At 51.3% G+C, this 18040-nt stretch carries 11 protein-coding genes; 1 reads left to right on the forward strand and 10 read right to left on the reverse strand.

Going from position 1 to position 18040, the window contains the following annotated elements; all coding sequences use genetic code 11:
* The 3 genes from PQG83_RS13010 to PQG83_RS13020 all read right to left on the reverse strand — a co-directional run bounded on the left by PQG83_RS13010 (position 1) and on the right by PQG83_RS13020 (position 3395).
* The gene (locus tag PQG83_RS13010) at positions 1-651 is read right to left on the reverse strand and encodes a TetR/AcrR family transcriptional regulator (protein WP_312741765.1); all 651 of its coding nucleotides are present in this window, start codon (positions 649-651) and stop codon (positions 1-3) included.
* A gap of 798 nt (positions 652-1449) precedes the next feature.
* The gene (locus PQG83_RS13015) at positions 1450-1950 is read right to left on the reverse strand and encodes a hypothetical protein (protein ID WP_312741768.1); all 501 of its coding nucleotides are present in this window, start codon (positions 1948-1950) and stop codon (positions 1450-1452) included.
* 812 nt (positions 1951-2762) lie between these two features.
* Positions 2763-3395 carry a DUF502 domain-containing protein gene (locus tag PQG83_RS13020; RefSeq protein ID WP_312741770.1) on the reverse strand — a complete coding sequence of 211 codons (633 nt, stop codon included), beginning with the start codon at positions 3393-3395 and terminating at the stop codon, positions 2763-2765.
* A gap of 249 nt (positions 3396-3644) precedes the next feature.
* On the opposite strand from PQG83_RS13020, the gene PQG83_RS13025 reads away from it, so the two are divergent.
* Complete coding sequence (locus PQG83_RS13025) at positions 3645-3899, forward strand: hypothetical protein (protein ID WP_312741772.1); 255 nt, start codon at positions 3645-3647, stop codon at positions 3897-3899.
* Between the two features lie 388 nt (positions 3900-4287).
* On the opposite strand, the gene PQG83_RS13030 is transcribed toward PQG83_RS13025, so the two are convergent.
* The 7 genes from PQG83_RS13030 to PQG83_RS13055 all read right to left on the reverse strand — a co-directional run bounded on the left by PQG83_RS13030 (position 4288) and on the right by PQG83_RS13055 (position 18036).
* The gene (locus tag PQG83_RS13030) at positions 4288-5274 is read right to left on the reverse strand and encodes an NAD-dependent epimerase/dehydratase family protein (RefSeq protein ID WP_312741774.1); all 987 of its coding nucleotides are present in this window, start codon (positions 5272-5274) and stop codon (positions 4288-4290) included.
* A 143-nt stretch (positions 5275-5417) separates the two neighbouring features.
* A complete protein-coding gene (locus tag PQG83_RS13035; protein WP_312741775.1) occupies positions 5418-6731 on the reverse strand; it encodes a trypsin-like peptidase domain-containing protein in 1314 nt (437 codons plus the stop codon).
* A 390-nt stretch (positions 6732-7121) separates the two neighbouring features.
* A complete protein-coding gene (locus PQG83_RS21030) occupies positions 7122-7328 on the reverse strand; it encodes an SUMF1/EgtB/PvdO family nonheme iron enzyme (RefSeq protein ID WP_376753527.1) in 207 nt (68 codons plus the stop codon).
* Between the two features lie 193 nt (positions 7329-7521).
* The gene (locus tag PQG83_RS13040) at positions 7522-9033 is read right to left on the reverse strand and encodes a toll/interleukin-1 receptor domain-containing protein (RefSeq protein ID WP_312741777.1); all 1512 of its coding nucleotides are present in this window, start codon (positions 9031-9033) and stop codon (positions 7522-7524) included.
* A gap of 20 nt (positions 9034-9053) precedes the next feature.
* Positions 9054-9830: a hypothetical protein gene (locus PQG83_RS13045; RefSeq protein ID WP_312741778.1), complete on the reverse strand. Its 777-nt coding sequence runs from the start codon at positions 9828-9830 to the stop codon at positions 9054-9056.
* Positions 9831-10272: 442 nt separating this feature from the next.
* Positions 10273-15855 carry a DUF7379 domain-containing protein gene (locus PQG83_RS13050; protein WP_312741781.1) on the reverse strand — a complete coding sequence of 1861 codons (5583 nt, stop codon included), beginning with the start codon at positions 15853-15855 and terminating at the stop codon, positions 10273-10275.
* 705 nt (positions 15856-16560) lie between these two features.
* Complete coding sequence (locus PQG83_RS13055) at positions 16561-18036, reverse strand: efflux transporter outer membrane subunit (RefSeq protein ID WP_312741783.1); 1476 nt, start codon at positions 18034-18036, stop codon at positions 16561-16563.
* Positions 18037-18040 lie beyond the last annotated feature (4 nt).

Genomic DNA, 18040 nt, shown 5'->3' on the forward strand with positions numbered 1-18040 from the left:
TTACGTTGACCTTTTTAGGGGTGAAGTTCCGAGGCCGTCAAGCAACAACGACGCTAACCACTTGCCTTTGTCCACAAGCGATTCTTTGGGGCCTGACTGGAGAATCCAAAGATAGATGGTAGAGTTTAACATGCCATGAAACGCCAAGGAGGTATCTTTGGGATTCACTTTGCGAAATTCTCCGGTCTTGATACCCTCCTTAATGAGATTCGCCACAAGATCAATCTGCGCCAAATACCGTTTCCACACCCGCTCGCCAAATGCGCTTTTCACGGTCCATTCAAACCCGCTCCACTCAGAGACATAAATACGGAAAAACGCACGGTTTTGATCAGCGAAAGCTAACTTCACCTGAATCACCGCACGTAACTTTTCCTGGGCCGGGAGACGGCTGTGCGTCGCTTCTTCCAAAAGACGGAGTAATTCCTCAACCTTGGCTTCCACCAGAGAGATATAGATGTCTTCTTTGCTTTTAAAAAACCGGTATACCGTCCCCATGGCAAATTGAGCGGCCTCGGCGATTTCGGCCATGCTGGTTTTAAAAAACCCGTTCTGGGAGAACTTTCGCTCCGCGGCCAGCAAAATTTCTTCACGCCGGGCTTCATATTCCCGCTGTTTTCTTTCCGCCCGAGGATTGGGAGTCGCTTTCATACATTGCCTTTTACTGAAATAGATCTAATCGGCTTTGAATAATAATTCTAAAAGATGAATGATCATTCCACAACATGAATCTCTGATTCAATTCATTATGGGGCTGTTGAAAAAAGCCGCCAGCGGCGTTCTCGCCATTTTTCCGTGCTCACGTAATAGAAGTACGCTCTGCGCGCAAAAATGACTGCGGCCTTGCTGGACCACTTTTTTGAACAGCCCCGAGGCCTTTAATATGCAACGTGCCTGTGGGGGTCAATATGCCCTTGTAAACTATTGTTATTATTCAACACTCTCATTATCGGTCCCCTTCTTCCTTTAGTGGTAGGCAAAATTTACCGGGAACCCTCTTTCATGACCTAGGGCCCCACCCTTTAATTGCTTAGGTAAAATTCTCAGCTGCCTTAGCCGTACAATTAGCAGAGGGAAAAGGCATTTAAAAGGTTACCCAAACCTCCCATCCTCCCTCGCTTTCCATGATTTCATGTTTAAAAAGAGAAAAAAAGGCGAATATTATTTGGACACGGCAACGGGGACTACACGATCTCTTCACACCTGTGGAGGAAATTTGCTTCGAGCGGCACGAAGGAAGAAAAGATGCTGAATGGAGACCGGCTTCTTCAAATTCTCGGGAAACCCCTATATAGGATACCCATTTGAAGGAGCGGAAGGGAAACTACCGTCAATATATATTGTCCTGGGAGAGAAAATGATTGGTCTTTCTCAAGCTAGATGGCTTTTCCTTGCATCCCTCCAATTCGGTTGGTTTGGTGTGGAGCTAAATATTTCCCGCAACACGGCCTACAACGAGGTCTCTTCGCGGAAGGATCCTAAAAACAGATTTCCGCAAAGAAGAGCACCACCTATTAATAAGCCGCCCACACCCGTATACACGAATATTTCCGTGAGAAAATGTTCATGAGCCGGACCACGCCCGATGGAGGGAGCCAGAAGAAACATGGTCAGCCAAGAAAGTGGATACAAACTGCTGAGGCCGAGAAACATTGCAGAGACTTTTTTGTATCGTGACTTCATTCCGGACAACATGGTGAGTATGATCAGCCCCAGAGAAAAGGCGGCAATGCCCGTTGCATGAAAGTGAGCACGTTGGGCATATCGCCAAATCTTATCCGCACTTTTGGCATCATGAACTGCCGGATTCGCTTCAATTCCCTGTTTAATATAGCCTTTATATAGATCTTCATTCATACCGAAGAGAATTCCCATTCCCACACCAAACATCAATCCCAACAGCACCAGTCCCAGGCCAACTCTCACAACTTGAATCTCTCGGGTCATCATGTTCACGATCAATCTCCCATCATCCTGTCAAAAATATTGACTGCCAGTCACGAATCTCACAAAATTCCTCTCCGATCCTTCACATACATGCAGCTATGAGTATTAAGAAGTCTGCCCGATCCCCATTTGTCAGTTTCCCGAAAGTGTTGAACCCTTTGGCTTGCTCAGCCAGTTGAGCATGGGGCTCGTTGATCACAACAGCTCATCTGCTGCGGGCCATTCCAGATTAGCGCCCACCTCCCCTAAGGGGGATCGCTCCATGCGCAAAAAACTACCATACAACACGGCTATATCACGAATGATGCCGAGCCCGGCAGAACCTATGCATGGTATACGCCCGGACAAATATTTATCTGGCTTCAACAACAGCATTATCAAGTTTTAGCATTAAGTATGAGGACCATTGGTATGTGGTTAAAGCCCGTGATTCGGAAGGCACATGGGAAGAATTGAAGGTCACACCCAAAACCAGAACCATCTTTACATGGAAATTTCTGGAAGAATCCTGCTGATATCGTTCGCAGGACGAATTAGCGGCTTAAAGTTGCTGAAAGACGCCGTATGCAGATGAGACGACAAGAGGGCTCCCTTTCCCTCGTTCTTAATTGCCTGCTGTTTAGGTTTTGCAGCTTCCGTTCAGGAAATTGGGTGTCATGAATAATTTCATGGACCAACTTGAGATAGAAGGTGATTTCGAAAATTCTTACGTACTAGGGGTAGGGAATTGATCGTAATGATTGAAGCGAACGACACATTCATTCAGAAACATTCTCCGGTTATCATACATCCCGATAATACATTTACCATGGACCTCATCCACCTTTCGAGATCATCTCCTGTAGGCCTACACCCCCTTCCCCATTTTGCCCACCGGAGACGCCCCCTGACACAATAAATGCCATGACATCCGCACTTTCTGCCTCCAATGGGTGAACCTGTTCTTTGGGGAAGATCAGAATATTTCCCGCAAAATTATAGGATTGCGGGAAATAGACGGCCACATGGTCGAGCAGGCCGAGAAATTTCAAATCCGTTCGAGTCACAAAGCCTACCGCTTCTGCGTGACCACCGGGAACCAGAGACACCAAGACCGGCTGATCGAACCGCCGTTTTTCTCCCATAAACGCCGCAATCAGATCCTTGAGCGAGGTATAAAGGATTTTGACGAAAGGCGCTTTCACCAACACCCGTTCCAGCACATCCAACATTTTTTGTACGAACACGGTGGACGCATATCGGCCAGTCAAGGTGATTAACCCGACCGTGACCAGAAATCCCACACCAGGGATGGGAATATTCAGCCAGCCATCAATAGTTTGAAGCACCAACCACGCCACATATAACGTCGTCACGACCGGCACCAGGATTAAGAGACCTTCAAAAAAATTCCTGGCCAGATCGTTCATATTGATATTGTCCCAAAACTTGGGTCGTTGTATTTCCATATCAGACTACCCCCATAAAAAAGTGAATACCCGCAAGCTCAGGTCACCAGACACAGATATTTCGAAACTTCGCATTTTTCCTGCAATAATCAGGAATGGGCAGACCGTCTCCCAATGAAAGAATGTACCCTACCGCCAAAAGTCACACAAACGCGGATCAATGGTCAACATGAGGGATGGTGGGTGGTTACAGGGGACAGGGCAATGCAGTACAATCGGCTCAACACATTTTTAACAGGGAGAGCAGGCATGGCACAAAGCGGTTCGGGAACGACACCAGCAGCAACCGATTCCCAGGAAACAGAAATTCTCTATGTCGTGATTCAACGGGATGGCAAGCAGGTCAGTGCGAAATGGGGACTCCATCCGAATCTCAAAGAGGAATTGAAACCCGAAGAGTGGAAGGAGTTGACCGAAGTGATGGGAAAAGTCACCACACTCGTCGGAGGTCGTTTTTCACAAGTCTTAAACAAAGCCGAAGAAGAATCGGGTGGTACAGCTTGACCGAGACTGCCCATTGCTTTAACTCCAGATACTGAAGATCACATTCCCCGCGGCCAGCGGCATTTTCAATTCCTCTTCCCGTTCGACTCCTCAAGACTCCTCCGGCAAGATCTCCTCTCAGGTGACGCATCGGTACATCCCACAGACTCACTACAGGTAAAACAACCTGCACTACATTTACCAAACGATGCATCATGAATGCTGGGCAAACAACGAATAGAACAAGCCTTGATGGAGTTGTCATCCTGAGGGAACCGAAGGATCTCGCCAAGCCGTGGCACTTCAACCCGGGCACAAATCCTTTGTCATTGGACCAGGATGATATGCTGGTTGAAGCCAACTGCATTCACAATTTGCAATTCAAGGTCTAGTGGGTGAAATCAAGAATCTAGAAGTACCCATTTTGCCGAAACCAGGTAACCGCATCCTCAATCGCCCCTTGGGGAGCACTCCGCGGATAATCCAACTCTCGCTGAGCTTTTGAGCAATCGTAATGCTGCATATGCGCCATCACTTCGACAAAAAAGGCAGGCACAAAGGGGGGCCGGCGTAGGAGAGAACGTGAAACCCACTCCCCGGCTTTTGCTCCCCAACGCGCGAGAGCTAACGGAACCGGAAAGAAAGGAGGCGGCACTCCAACCTCCTGCGAAATAAGTTCATTCAAGTCCTTTTGTGTCGTATTCCAGTTACCCACGAGATAACGTTCCCCGACACGACCCCGCTCTGCCGCACGGATCATGGCCACGGCCACATCCCGCACATCAATGACATTCACCCGCCCTGGGACATATACCGGCATCCGCCCCTTCGCGAGCATCAGAATATGGGTGCCGCTTGTCGGTTGCTGATCGTAGGGGCCGAAAAATTCCGTCGGGATCACCACCACTGCAGGAATACCCTGGTGAACCGATTGCAGAATCTTCTCTTCCATGGCGACCTTGGCCATGAGATACGGATTGTTCGTATATCGGGTTGAAAATTGGCAGGTTTCATTGGCTGGATGGCCGACCGTTTTGGGAAATCCCACAGTCGTGAGCGTACTGGCGAAAACGAACCGGTCCACCCTGGCCGCACGGACAGCCTCTAACACCAGTGCCGTTTCTTTCAGAGCCTGCCCTTTTGCCACCTCAACTGGAATCGTCACAGACGGATAATACCCGGCGGTGTGATAGACCACATCCCTGCCTTCACAGCCCAGACGCAAGGACTCTCCATCATTGAGATCACCCACCACACGCTCAACATTCAGCCCATCAATCGTGAAGGTGTTGCTGGTGGATCGATGCAACACACGAACCTGGTCCCCACGCTCAAGTAGCACCCGAATTAAATTCGCTCCAAGTTGTCCGGTTCCACCGATGACCAACGATTTCATCTGAAACCCCTGTCGAGTAATCGTGGAGAAAGTCCTCAATCAGGTAGAACGGAACACCCGCTATTCGTCTGGACAGTTGGAACCCGAACACATACGCATGTTTGCACGATTGGTGAAAAGATAGGCACGAAAACAAATAGTGCTTACTGCCCAAAACCCTGAATGGCGTTCCACGCATCACTGCCTGGTAAACCAAAAGAGGCGGGAGAATCTGCCGATCGAACCAACGAGAGCGTCATCGGAATCATATTGGAAAAATCCTGGAAGGTTCCGGTGAGATGCTGATTGTCATCCGATAAGGTGGTGGTCGATTGCCCCATCGTTCCCAACACAGTCCGATAGAAAATGGATAATTGGTTGCCTTGCAATTGCCCTTCTCCCTCTGCGGTCACCATGGTCCCCAACACACTGGCGGTGACTTCTCTCATCACCACCCGATCTCCAGTTTGTTGCAGAACATAGGACAGGGTCGGTTCATCAGGATTTTTCCAGATACCGGTCACATCAAACGCCACTCCTTTCTGGAGAGACGCGTTCAACTCCCGGAGTTCGCCGGGAAGTAATTCAACACTGTTCATCCATGGTCGATAGCCTTTCTTTTTGACCGCCACCTCGTAACTATCCGGGGTTAATTGACTCACCACGACCGGTCCTTTTGTGGTGTTTCCGACCAGTTCATCGTCGACAAACACATCCGCATTCTGTGGAACGGTGGTGACAACCAAGGTGGCCAAGCCCTTCCCTGCCGATTTCCCCGCATCGGCTTCTAACGGCGGTAAAATATTTTCCGGTTCAATCCTGACCTGACGAGTAAACCCCGGCCAATTTTCAACCGTAAATTGCGCAATTTGAGAAGGCTTGGCATTGACAAATTTCCGGAGGATTTCCACAATCACACCGATAACTTTCCCCTGGTACAGCAGTGGTCCGCCAGAATTCCCTTCTTCAACCGCCCCGGAAAACTTGAGAATAGGCCCGTCAAACCCGGACAGGATTCCCCTGGTCACCGCCCATGGATTGCCTCCAAACTGAGGAAATCCGATCACATGCAGTTCTTCTCCTCCATGGAATCGAGTTTGCGTATCCCACTCCAGAATTTCCACATCGTCGGGAAAATCTCCCCCCACCTTCAACAGAGCCAAGCCTTTGGGATCCCCGCCTTCTTTATTGATGACCTCAGCAACCAAGGGTTCTTCTTGATGCGTAAAAAACGTAACAGTGAGGGATCGAGGGATTTCGGACTCACCTTCTACCACATGTGAGGCGGTTACAATGAACAGATGGTTCTTTCCCTTCCCGACAATAAACCCGGTTCCGACTTTTTCAGACTTGGAATATTGCGCCGAGACCTTCACTACGCCTTTTTTTAAGGTGCCCATATCCACGTCGGACAATACGGGTGCAGTCGGAAGCATCAGAAGAACAACCAAGAAAGTCAGGAAACGAATGAGAGCCATGAATTTGTCCTATGTCGTCATCTTGAACGGTAGCGCAATCTTGGCACATCTCTCACGAGAATCCAAGACCACCCAGTTAATCCTGGTCCAGGAAAAATGAGAAAGTTCGGCAGAAGAAATGGTCTGCACACCTCCGAAACGTATGAAGAGAGATTTTGACTGACAGGCTGTTGGAATGACGGCATGCAATTTCAAGGTTTTGAAACTTATTTGGAACAGCGATAGAAGAGTTTCCGGCCGGAGACTCGCCGGAATGACAGGTAGGGTGACCATTGGCCACCATTTTTCTTTTGGCGGGCAGTGCTTGCCTTCTACCTCCCCTAACCCCTCCTTACAAAGGAGGGGAAATGGGGAAAATAGGAAAAGGGTAATAGGATACAGAGCAAAGGGTTAGGGGATGTCCTGGGCAAGACGAAAACCAAGGTAGTTGAGCCGGGAGACAGTGGTGTCCCTGTGCCGGTTTGATGAACGAAGGAACACCGGAAGGTCGTCGGTCCAGGCACCGCCCCGAATCACACGCTGGCCACAATTGCCACACCACCCGTCCCTTTCTTCGTCGCGGCGTGCCGGTGGAACGTCTTCTTTGCCCCATGTCATTCACCAATCCAAGATAGACGTCCCACCGGAACGTTTCTACCCCAGAAACCAACCCAATGGATTTCGCCCCTGTAGCGGCGTTCCGATGGAACGTCGCCTTTGTCCCACGCCATCCATCAATCCAAGAGAGATGCCCCGCCGGGGCGTCTCTACAAGATCACAGGCAAATGAGGTCCGAACCTTATTCCTTGTTCTAAAACCCCAATAATTTGCTGACTGGTTCGAATAGGGGGCTGTACCGGATGTGATCGAAGAGGGTCGGACGAAGATCCTGTGGGTTGCCGGCAGTCCCTGTTTTGACATAACCGGCCTTGCCCTTCAGATCCACCACCAATTTATGGCTAAATGGATCTATGCTGATTGAAGTGATTTCAAAATGGTCCAGGTCGTCCAAGGTCAGAAAGGCATTCGTTCCGATAGTCACCGATGGCATACTCTGCGGATCGAGATAATTCACCGTCCCCGAAAACCCCTCCGGCGGCTTGCGTTCACCGGTCCCGGGATCCTGCCAGGAAAAGTCTATGGATTGTATCGGCAATACTGAACTGGAAATCGGCTTCTTGCCTGTGAGGTCCATTTCTTTCATCACCAGAACCAAAGCCTCATCCTGCCCAAACAGTTCCATCGTTCCCGGTTTTTCCTCAAAAATGATGTGATAGGTCAGCTCCTGATCCTGGGGAAAAGGAATGGAAAGTTCGGGCGGCGCTTGTAATCCGATTTGAATGAATTGGACGGCATGTATGCGGGACACCACCACTCGTTGTGGCCCCTCTTTCTTTCTGAATGCCAAAGTGACCGCATTATTATTGGAAACCTGCATCGTGACGAACGTCTCGTCGGTCAGCACGATCCCATCGAGTTGCCCCGCTACGGCCTCCTGATGATCTGTGGGTTCAATGGCGATTTCCGAGGCCATACCAGAGCTGCCCACACCAAATTGCACGGTTCGCCCATTGACGGGGATATCGAACCAGGCTTTCGGTGGATAACTATCCGACTCCATATCATAGTCAGCCGGATCCGCAACCAACAGCCGGTCTGGACTGATAGCGAGTTTCCCGATATTTTCAACGGTCAGGGTCTCAAAGGTCAGATCGTCGGTCAGCCGTTTATCACCAAAAGTAGAGACCACGCTCAACTCCATCCGGGTGGTTTCCACATGCACCGAAATATCCGGATCGACTCGCACAAATGAACTGCCGATCAGCAGAATGGCAAGAACCCCTCCCACCCCGGCCTTGACCCCCACAAGAGCGACCAATTTTCCGAGCAGAGAGGGTTTGGTAGAAGAGGCCTCAGGGAGCTCCATAGGCTTCCCCTCTAATTTGGCACGGACGACAGAAAGGAGAATGTCAAATTCCTTGGATCCGGCCGTGCCTTCCCATCCAAGAAAGCACAAGGCCTGAATACCGGTAAATGCCAATGGGATGGCATTGGCCTCCAACATGACCGGTACGACCTTTTCAGTTTTCAAAGCTTCCCGAGCCTCTGCCCGCACCCACCGGGAATCTTTAGCGTGAGCGGTCCATAACACGACCACGCATTTCGCCGAGGCCAACGCGTCTTCAATCGTTTTATCCCACTCGCTTCCCACTTGAATCCGGCGGTCCCACCACACCGATACCCCGGATTGCTCCAAGGATGCAGCCAATTGTTGGGCCACACGTCGATCCTCGCTGGCGTAACTGATGAACACGTCCTTCATGGCTGAAGGGGAACCTCCCTTTACGGGTTCACGATGGGCTGATGGTAGAAATGAATCTCTTTGAAAATGGGTTGATTGGAGGAAAGAGAAAACCCGCTAATGTCGAGTTTGTAGGAACCTGGCTCTGCATCTTTGGCGTCCCAATGAATCGTAAAGGGAAGACCGGCACGTTTTCTCCGGAAGAGTTGCCTCTCAACTTCCTTGCCGGAAGCCTTGTGGGTAATGGAGGCCAGGAGTCTTGCATCTTCTCCCGTTTTCAACGTAAAGAAATATCCGTCAATTTTAGAAGGCATTTCCTTGTGATACAGCACACCGGGAGCCACCCGTTCCACGCTGGACGTCGAGTCCGCATCCAGACGAATCAAGGCCCCCAATTCATAGAGGCCGAGTTTGGGAGTCAGTTGTTGCAAGACGGGATCGGTCGGCCAGGCAAAGACATTCTGAAACCCTTTTTCCCATGTCCGGGCGGGTTCCACCTTATCCAACCAATAGTAGGTGCGATAATCCAGTTCGCGAACGGTCAGATACACCGCATGCTCATCATCTAAAAAAAATTGAAGCTTCACCGCATTCGGAAAGTTGTCAGAGGAAACCAGTTCCCGGTAATCGGCCAACACTGAAATCAATTCGATATTCAACCCCGAGACCGGCTTCGGTTTGACCCCTTCCCTCCACCTGCCGAATTGTTCCTGACTGCGGGATTGATATTGAATATCCAATTGAGCCCAAAGCGGTAAGGGAACCGCTGTCAGAAAAGAGAGAATCAGGAACAGACTCCCATACATTCGTTTCAACACGACGTTCCGCCCTCCATTCTAATTGGGTGCAAGCTCATGATCTGAAGGGGTTCGATTAAAAAAAACTGAATCAAGATGGGAGCAGTCTACCGCGGACGAAAAATTGAATCCAGGGGGACACCTGAATCAGAGGAAGGAAAGCAATGAGATCAGAAAAACCTATAGTATTATGCCTACACTACATCGGCTGGATTAGATGCTTCGCTTTAGGTCAGCATGACAATTCAGACCGGATCTGTTTCACCGATCAATGACAGAATACTTACTCTTTCGAAGCTACAGGAAACAAAAAAAGGATAGAAGGTTTCCCGCTCCGGGTGCATAAAGCTCCCACAATACCGGGAATGCATCCCTGATTGATGACGAGAAGAGACGTAGATGGACCTACAAGATCAAGTTTCGTTTAAGACGACATTGATATGTTAGCGGAGTCCGTTGCCTTCTACTTCGATTCCAGGCCTTCCCGCAATTTCTGCAGACTTTGGGCAAGTGACGAGGGAGCTTTGGAAAGATTGCTTAGGCTCAGCATGGCTTCAAAAAATCTGATATTCTCGACTACAGAATCCATGTGTTTGGCCGAACCTTCCCGACGCTTGGCCTCCTGATAACCTTTGAGAATGGCATTATGGTCATTGACGGTGAGCCGCTTGGCATATAAAGCCTTCAGCAACAGGCATTCCGGTTTCAGGCCCCACTCCCAAAATGATCGCCCTGTGTGCCGCAATTCTTCCGCCTCTTTTTCTAATTCCGACAACGTTTCGTTTACCCAATTAGTCTGTTTGGTCTTGCCTTTTGGAACAGTCCGGGATTTCTGAGTTCCCCAGGACAGCACTATCTTGGCGGCCAATTGATTGACCAAGGGATAAAACACATCATGTCGTTCAGCCTTTCTCCCGAGTTCATACCCTTTTCCATAATACGCTTCCATTTGTTGTAGAGCTTTCTTTCTCTGAACTCTTCCTTTGTGAAGGACAGCTCTCCCCTTGAAGACTTTTCCTTTCAGCGCATATCGCTCCTGAGTCGGTTGAATCTTGATGAGACAATTCAGAATATTCTCCGCGTCATCAATGAGATCTTTGATGGGAATTTCCTGCTTACTCGCCTTGTCATCCGTCTTTGTCTTTGCGCGTGGCAACATTTCGAGAGATTTCTTAAGGGCCCATCGCACCTTCAGGTTGGCCAATTGTTCCAGGGAATCCACTGTCGCATCGGCGGGTTCCAAAGTTCTCCCCCGATCATAGAACCGGACAGCCTGATCAAAGAGACCCAATTCTCCATACGCCTTCCCGAAGGCGGCACACATAGCCGAAGAATTCATCCATCCCTGTCCTGCTCTAATCTGTAAATCGTCCAATTGTTGTCGAATCCTGCTTTCATCTTTCGGTTCCGCCGTCTGGACTGTTTGCACCAGATTGTACAATTCCACACGCAATTCAGCCGGAGCCACCATGTGGCCGTCACCGGCTCCAGGCCTGGAACCATCCTTCAATGAAAAATCCGGATCTCCATAACATTGATAGGCGCCCCAGGTATTTGATCCACCATATTGAAGGTAGATTTCCTGTCGAGCCAATCGCACCGCATCGCCAAAGAAACGGTTCTGGAACATTTCTTCATAAAATTTTCTGGCGAAGACTTTCGCAGCCGTATCGTCCACGGCCCAACCCGCCGCAATCACCGCCCGCACACCCATCTGGATCAATTGGGTGCCCAGGTTGGAAGCCAACCGATGAAAGGGAATTTCGGGTGATGGACCGCTGCCATTGGTGCGCCCCAGATGACAACAATTCAAAAAGACCAATTCGGGCACATAGCGCATTTGTTGAATTTCCGCCGGGGTTAAAAACAACCCATCCCCTAACACCATGCCTGTAACCGTTTTGGGTTTTACACAAGGATCATTTTTTGAGGTTGGCTGGAGATTCGGAGCAACAAGCCGATCGTCCTCCTCTTCCAATGGGAACTGATAGACCCCATGTGCGGCACAATGCAGGATCCGATAGGGTTGTCTGTACAGGGCAGTCAAAACGTGCTCCGGGTCGGCGTCACTCTCCACGAGTTCCACCACATCCCGATACCCGTAGTGGCGAATGAGCTTGGCCACCTCCCGCGCCTCCGCCGCCGCTCCGGGCAATGGGGCAAACTTTCCGGAGGGTTCTCCACTGGTGGGATCGCCAATCACCAGGGCATTGCGTTCTGTCCCATGGAGGACATTCTCACGGAAATCCCGGACAGCCAGTTGCCGGATCATCCCCGCTTCCACCGAAAGGGGACGGGCTTGCGGATCATAGCGATTGTTTAACAGCTCCCACGGGTATTCCGCCGACTCCTCGTCCAGCACCAATACGATATCCCGCCGGTCCGGGGCATATTCCTTTAACCGGTTAGGAATAAGAAGTTCAAATAACGTGTTGGATAATTCCAAATCGGTTTGCGTAGAAGAACTCGCCCGTTTCAAAAACCGTTCTATGAGTTTCCGTTGGGCCGGTTGCAGATACGTTTCCATCCGCGCCCGGTTGGTCAGAGATTCAAATTTCAATGAGCCGTCGGGTTGCGTGACAATTCGCAGCCGTTGCCACCATGCTGCATCCTCCACAAAAAAGGCTCTCTGCCGCGATGCCGCTCCCTCGACCAACAGTTCCTCGATATGCAGATGTTTTTGAAAATTCCCTGACCGCGCTAGTTCCCGCAAGTCTTTCGTGGCTTGGATTGCCCGGTCTTGAAACAACTCAAACACCTCTACGGAATCGATCGTGACGGTTTGGGCCGCGTCTTCGGCCATGTGCTCTTCGAATAAGTCATTCGCCGGGGATTCGCCGTCCTCAGATTTCCTGCTTTCTTTCAATTGGCGTAAGCGCCGATTAGCCTGCAGTACCCCATTGAGAAGCGCTTGCAAGGAATCATTCAGGGAAAATCCGCCTGCGCCCGTCCCTATTAACAGGGTCGTCAAAGGGATTTTCAGCTCAAAGTCATCCGAAATCACTTCGGAGAGTCTCAAGCAGCGTTTACGGTGAGCCTCTAAACACTCCAGGGCATAATTGACTATGGCATTTGTCATCGAGGTCGTTAATCCGCCAGGGGTCAGTTCTCCCACCATCCCCAACCCCACAACAATGGCGCCTGGATGGATTGGCCCCTGTGCATCTTCTTGATCATTGAGCACCACTGCGGAGGTATTGAGTGTATTGGGATAGAGTCCCAAGCGTTGCCGTTCGCGCAACCGGCCATTGAGTTGCCGGTCAAGATACGCCTCGGCACTGACAATGGTATCTCCTGCATAATGTCCCACCGCCACAGGCGAAGACGCCCGGGACAAATTGTCATTAATTATCTTGACCCTGACTTTCCGGGGAGGCAGCTTCGTTTTTTGAACGCGACTCGATCCCAAGGCCGAGGCGATAAGATCCTCTTCATTGGGAAACATCTCCACCATTCCTTCCGCAATGGCGGGAGGGGCCACTATCACCTCGCGACGGGCAGGAGGCGTTTGGGATATTTTGGTGGTTACTCCGCTATTCAGCAGATCAACCAACCCTTCAAACGCGTCCGGGAAATTTGCGAGATCCCCATGTTCACAATCCACATAGTACGCCCGGTTTCTCAGTGTGTTGGGAATGCCGGTTTCCCAGGGGACACGCCCATCCCCTGCCGAGGTAGCCAGCACCTGAATACGACGATCGGGCTTTGCCAAGAGATCAATCGAGACATCACAAGGTGTGGCCGCCGCGCATCCTGCCACATAGATCATGCGTTGAGGATCGATAGGACTGTCCCGGATAAGTGTGGTCATCTTGAATGCGTTCGTCAGTTGGGCCGTGTCGGGCAACGGCCAAACAATCCCCGCCGATTCGGAGGTGGCAATTTTGGCCTTCCCCATTCCTCGATCCTCCGGCCGATCATGCTCCTGAAGGGTTTCCCATACTTCGGCCCTGAACACATCCAGTGTGCCGCTGTGCGGCAGGAGCTGCAACACGCCATCGAAGCAGGAAATGATTCCAAGTAACGTCGTTTGGGAATTGGTGAGATCCAACAGATCCAATTTTCGCACCAATGGATCACGCCCCATCAGCATGGCGGTAATGGCATGTGATCCCCCATTGGGGGTGCCCAGCATAATGAACCGGGCACCGGGATGCTCACACATCCGGTCCCACACGTTTTTCCCTTCCGGCGTGGCAAGCATCACGCGTACCACGAGTCCACCCATGGAATGAGCGACAATTCTGACCGGTTGCTTTCCCTCCAGTTTCTCCAACGTTTCTTCCAGAGATTTGCGAAGAAGTTTCGCCGTCTCCAGGAGAGACTTCCGCCAATCGTAGGCAAAGGGTTTCACCTCATGGGAATGGGCCAAAAACCGGATCAGGTCCTTGTACCCCGACGCGATCGGCTTACCAACCACCACATTCTCCGCCGTAAGCTTCAACTTCTTCAGGCCTCCCATAGCCAGATCCCACATATCCACCCAGACCCGGTCCTTCCCGACATTGAGTTCACTGCCCATGATGCCCGGCAAGACGTACACGACCGGCTGCGACAGACCGGGCGCACGTTTCCGATAGTCCTCCTCGGTGATTTGGGAAGGCCGCCCCTCCAGGCGATGGTACAAGGAATGCGGCTCTGCCTGGATGAGGGCCTGAAGGAGTCGACTGGCAGTATCGGGGTTTCGAAAATAATGGAAATGATCGACGTTCTTCCCCGTGTCGATCCAATAATGAATTTCCCGTGTGCGCTCCGTCCCCCCCAACATGGCCGGCGTATTGACGACCAAATCATGATCTTCCCGATAGAATAAGTCCGTGACGAATGTTTTGAGTCGGCCGATAATCCCCTCGCCTTCCAGATCCCCCCCCAACACGTGCAGATCAGCCCTCGTCCGCACTCCAGGCCGATTGAGAATGCGAACCAACGGTGACCCGGGCATCTGCGCTTCCAACCCGGGCAACTCTTCCGGTTTGGTCCGGTTTTTCACCACGGCGAGGAGAAACGCGGAAAGCCCCTCAACCACCGGATTGGCCTTGAGGCCGGGAATCGCTTGCACCACATTCAAGAGAATCGACAGGTACCGATCCAACCGGCCACTCGCCAAGGTGGTGCCTCGGGCCGGACAGCCCACCCGCACAAATCGTTCGATCACCAATTCCTTTTGTTGCAACAGGTTGCCGAGTTGCTCCAATTCCTTACGGTCGTCGTCACGATCGGCTTGCACAAATATCCCAAGATCCTCCTGATCAAACGGAAATCGACCCTCCATCATGCTGCGGCAGAGTAATTCGCCGATAAGCCCGCCACGGGAATGGGAGACCAAATGCAATCGAGCTCCCTTGGGAAACTGGCGAACCAGTTCCACCGCATTTTGAATAGGACTTTGCGAAAGCGTGCGATGTTGGAAGGCGAGCACGCGATCGGGATACTGCGCGAGCAGTTGCAACATGCGTGCATTGGCACCGTCTTCCCATAACCCCCCAAAACTTCCCTCTGAGGAGGAAGCGGTCCCATGGAGAAAGACCAGCCAGGGTTTATCCGACTTTCCCGTTTCCAGTGGTTTAATTCGTGAATAGTCAGAAGGCGCTTTCCCCTTCCAACGATAGAGGCCCGGGCCGGGCTGTAACACACCCTCCACTTTGTCCTTAATAAAATCCGTGGTCGCACCCACGGGATCCAGACCAAACACTTTAAGCCCTTTAATTATCCAATCGCCCACCACCCCACGGCTCGCGGACCCCAATGGCAGAACCAGGGGAAGTTCGATTTCCTCCCCCGCAGCCCCGCGAGTGGGCGTGAATCCAAAATCCTGCTGCAGGTCATCGGCCCGCACCCACAATTTCACGCCCTGGTTCAATTCCAACTGAACCAGATCGTCGGGATTCAGATCGTCAAGTGCCAACGGCGTGCGCCCCGCACGGGCACGTTCGACCTTCGCACTATGCTTGAGGGTAATCAGGCTCTTCAGATTGGAAGGGAAATCGGGAGGAGTCGATTTCGAATCAAGTGGCTGACGTTGTCCATGAATCATGAGACGTTTCATTGTCTATTCTCCACATGATGTTGGCACAACCACCAATACCTACCGGGACGAGCAGTGAGTGACCTGTGCGAGTGATGACTGACGTTCCATTCTTTTACTCTATCGAGAGAGGATTGCGAGGGTATTACAGCAAATCCGCTGAATAATTCCTACCCTTCCCCCCGCCACCAAAGTAAAACGCGGACAGACCATTGCGGAATTATGGACATGCCAGATCTTGAAAAAAGCATTGAGGTGGCAGAGGCTGGAAAGGAAGTGCTTGATTTCGGCGAATGTCCGACGAGGCCCTTACACGAGCAAACCATTATGCAAACCTTATTTTGGGAAAAAGCAGGTTTATGATCCGATACTACAAAGGGAAACATAGAACAGGAATTCCGACTTCCCGCTGGTCAAAATAGCCAGCAGCATTTTAGAAAACCCTTGGCGGGCGATGCCGGCATTTCCTTTCTCTGATCTCCTTCGCCCCTTCTCAGCAAAGAACACCCTATCCCCTGCAGCCAAAGTGGGATACTAAGGGAAACGAAGGATCTGTGCCCAAACCACTTATCCCCCGCTAAGCGAGATACTTCGCCGCCAGTTCAGCATGACATTGGGGAAAAAGAAATAAGGACAAAAGAATCAAGGCAAAGGGGATCGCAAATATGGATGACGGGTTAAACTAACCTTTTTAGGAATACTTGGCGGAGATGCATCCTGTATCCATTACTGTGGTTTCACTTGTGACAATTGTTCATCCTGCCAACCGCCGCCCACAGCTTTGAACAGATTTACCATAGCCGTGAGACGTGCCCGTTCGGTTTGGACCACGCCCAATTCCGCATCCAGCACGATGCGCTGAGCATCGATGACGTCGATATAGCTGACCAATCCCTTCCGGTACCGGATGTCCGCGAGCTCCAGCGATTCCCGGGCGGCTGCCACGTGTTGGTGTTGACTGACCAGTTGCTCTTTGCGCGTTTGGAGGGCAACCAGCACATCAGCCACTTCCCTAAACGCATTCAGAATGGTTTGATGGTAGTCTTCCAACATTTGCTGATACCGGTTTTCCGCCACCTCCAATCTGGCCAAATTGGTATAGCCTTCAAAGATGGGAAGGGTAACCGAAGGACCGATCGCCATGTTGCGGCTGCCCCATTTGAACCATTGATCGAATTCGCTGGTGAGAAACCCTCCGTTTCCCGTGATGGCCACGCTGGGGAAAAAGTAGGCGCGGGCTTCTCCAATTCGAGCATTGGCGGCTTTTAAGATTTCTTCCTTTTCCAAAATATCCGGGCGCCGTTGCAACAGATCTGAAGGCAGACCAACCGGGATCGTGGGTTGCGCCATCACGGACCGAAGGGGTTTGGAGGACAACACCAGCGTACCGGGATTGGCTCCCGTCAACACTTCGAGTTGATGCAGTTGCACAGCCCGTTGTCGCCGAAACTCGGGAATTTGCGAAGCCGTTTGAGCCACAAGGGTTTCCTCTCGTTTCACATCCAGGTCGGATACTAGACCGGCCTGCGCACGGCTCCGGATGATCGACAGTGAGTCTTGTTGAAGGGCCAAGTTCCGTTCCGCAATCTCCACTTGTTCGTCGAGTTCGCGAAGCCGGAAATAGGAATCTCCCACCTCACCCACCAGGCTCAACAACAGACCGCGGCGATTCATTTCGCTCCCCAACGCTTCTGCGGTAAAGGCCTCCTTTCCGCGTCGAATGCGACCCCATAAATCCAGTTCCCATCGAAGATCGATGTCCGCACGCCAAATATCAAAATTAGCTCCCGGTGGCGCAAACCCTTCAGGCGCCCCTCCTGTGGGACCGACTAAAATGCTTTCCGATCGACGAATTCGGCTATACGATCCATCCAAGGATACATTGGGATAAAGCCCCGCTCCCGACCCATAGGCAATCGCGTGCGCCTCCAGCACCCGAAACGCAGCTTGTCGGAGATCATGGTTACGGTCCAAGGCCTGTTCAATCAATCCATTCAATTCATCGTTGCCAAACATTCGCCACCACCCGGCTTCCGGCACCTGCCCTACCGTAATGGGAAGCTGAGAGGATGAGCCTTCCAGTGTCATCCTGTTCCAGTCTTCAGGGACATTGAGGTCCGGCTGGTGATAGTCCGGCCCCATCAGACATCCCGGCAGACAAAGGATCATAAACAGCATGGGTAGATGTTTCGTTGCGATCATGCGT

Origin of the sequence: Candidatus Nitrospira neomarina (assembly GCF_032051675.1) — a bacterium.
GTDB classification, from domain to species: Bacteria; Nitrospirota; Nitrospiria; order Nitrospirales; family UBA8639; genus Nitrospira_E; species Nitrospira_E neomarina.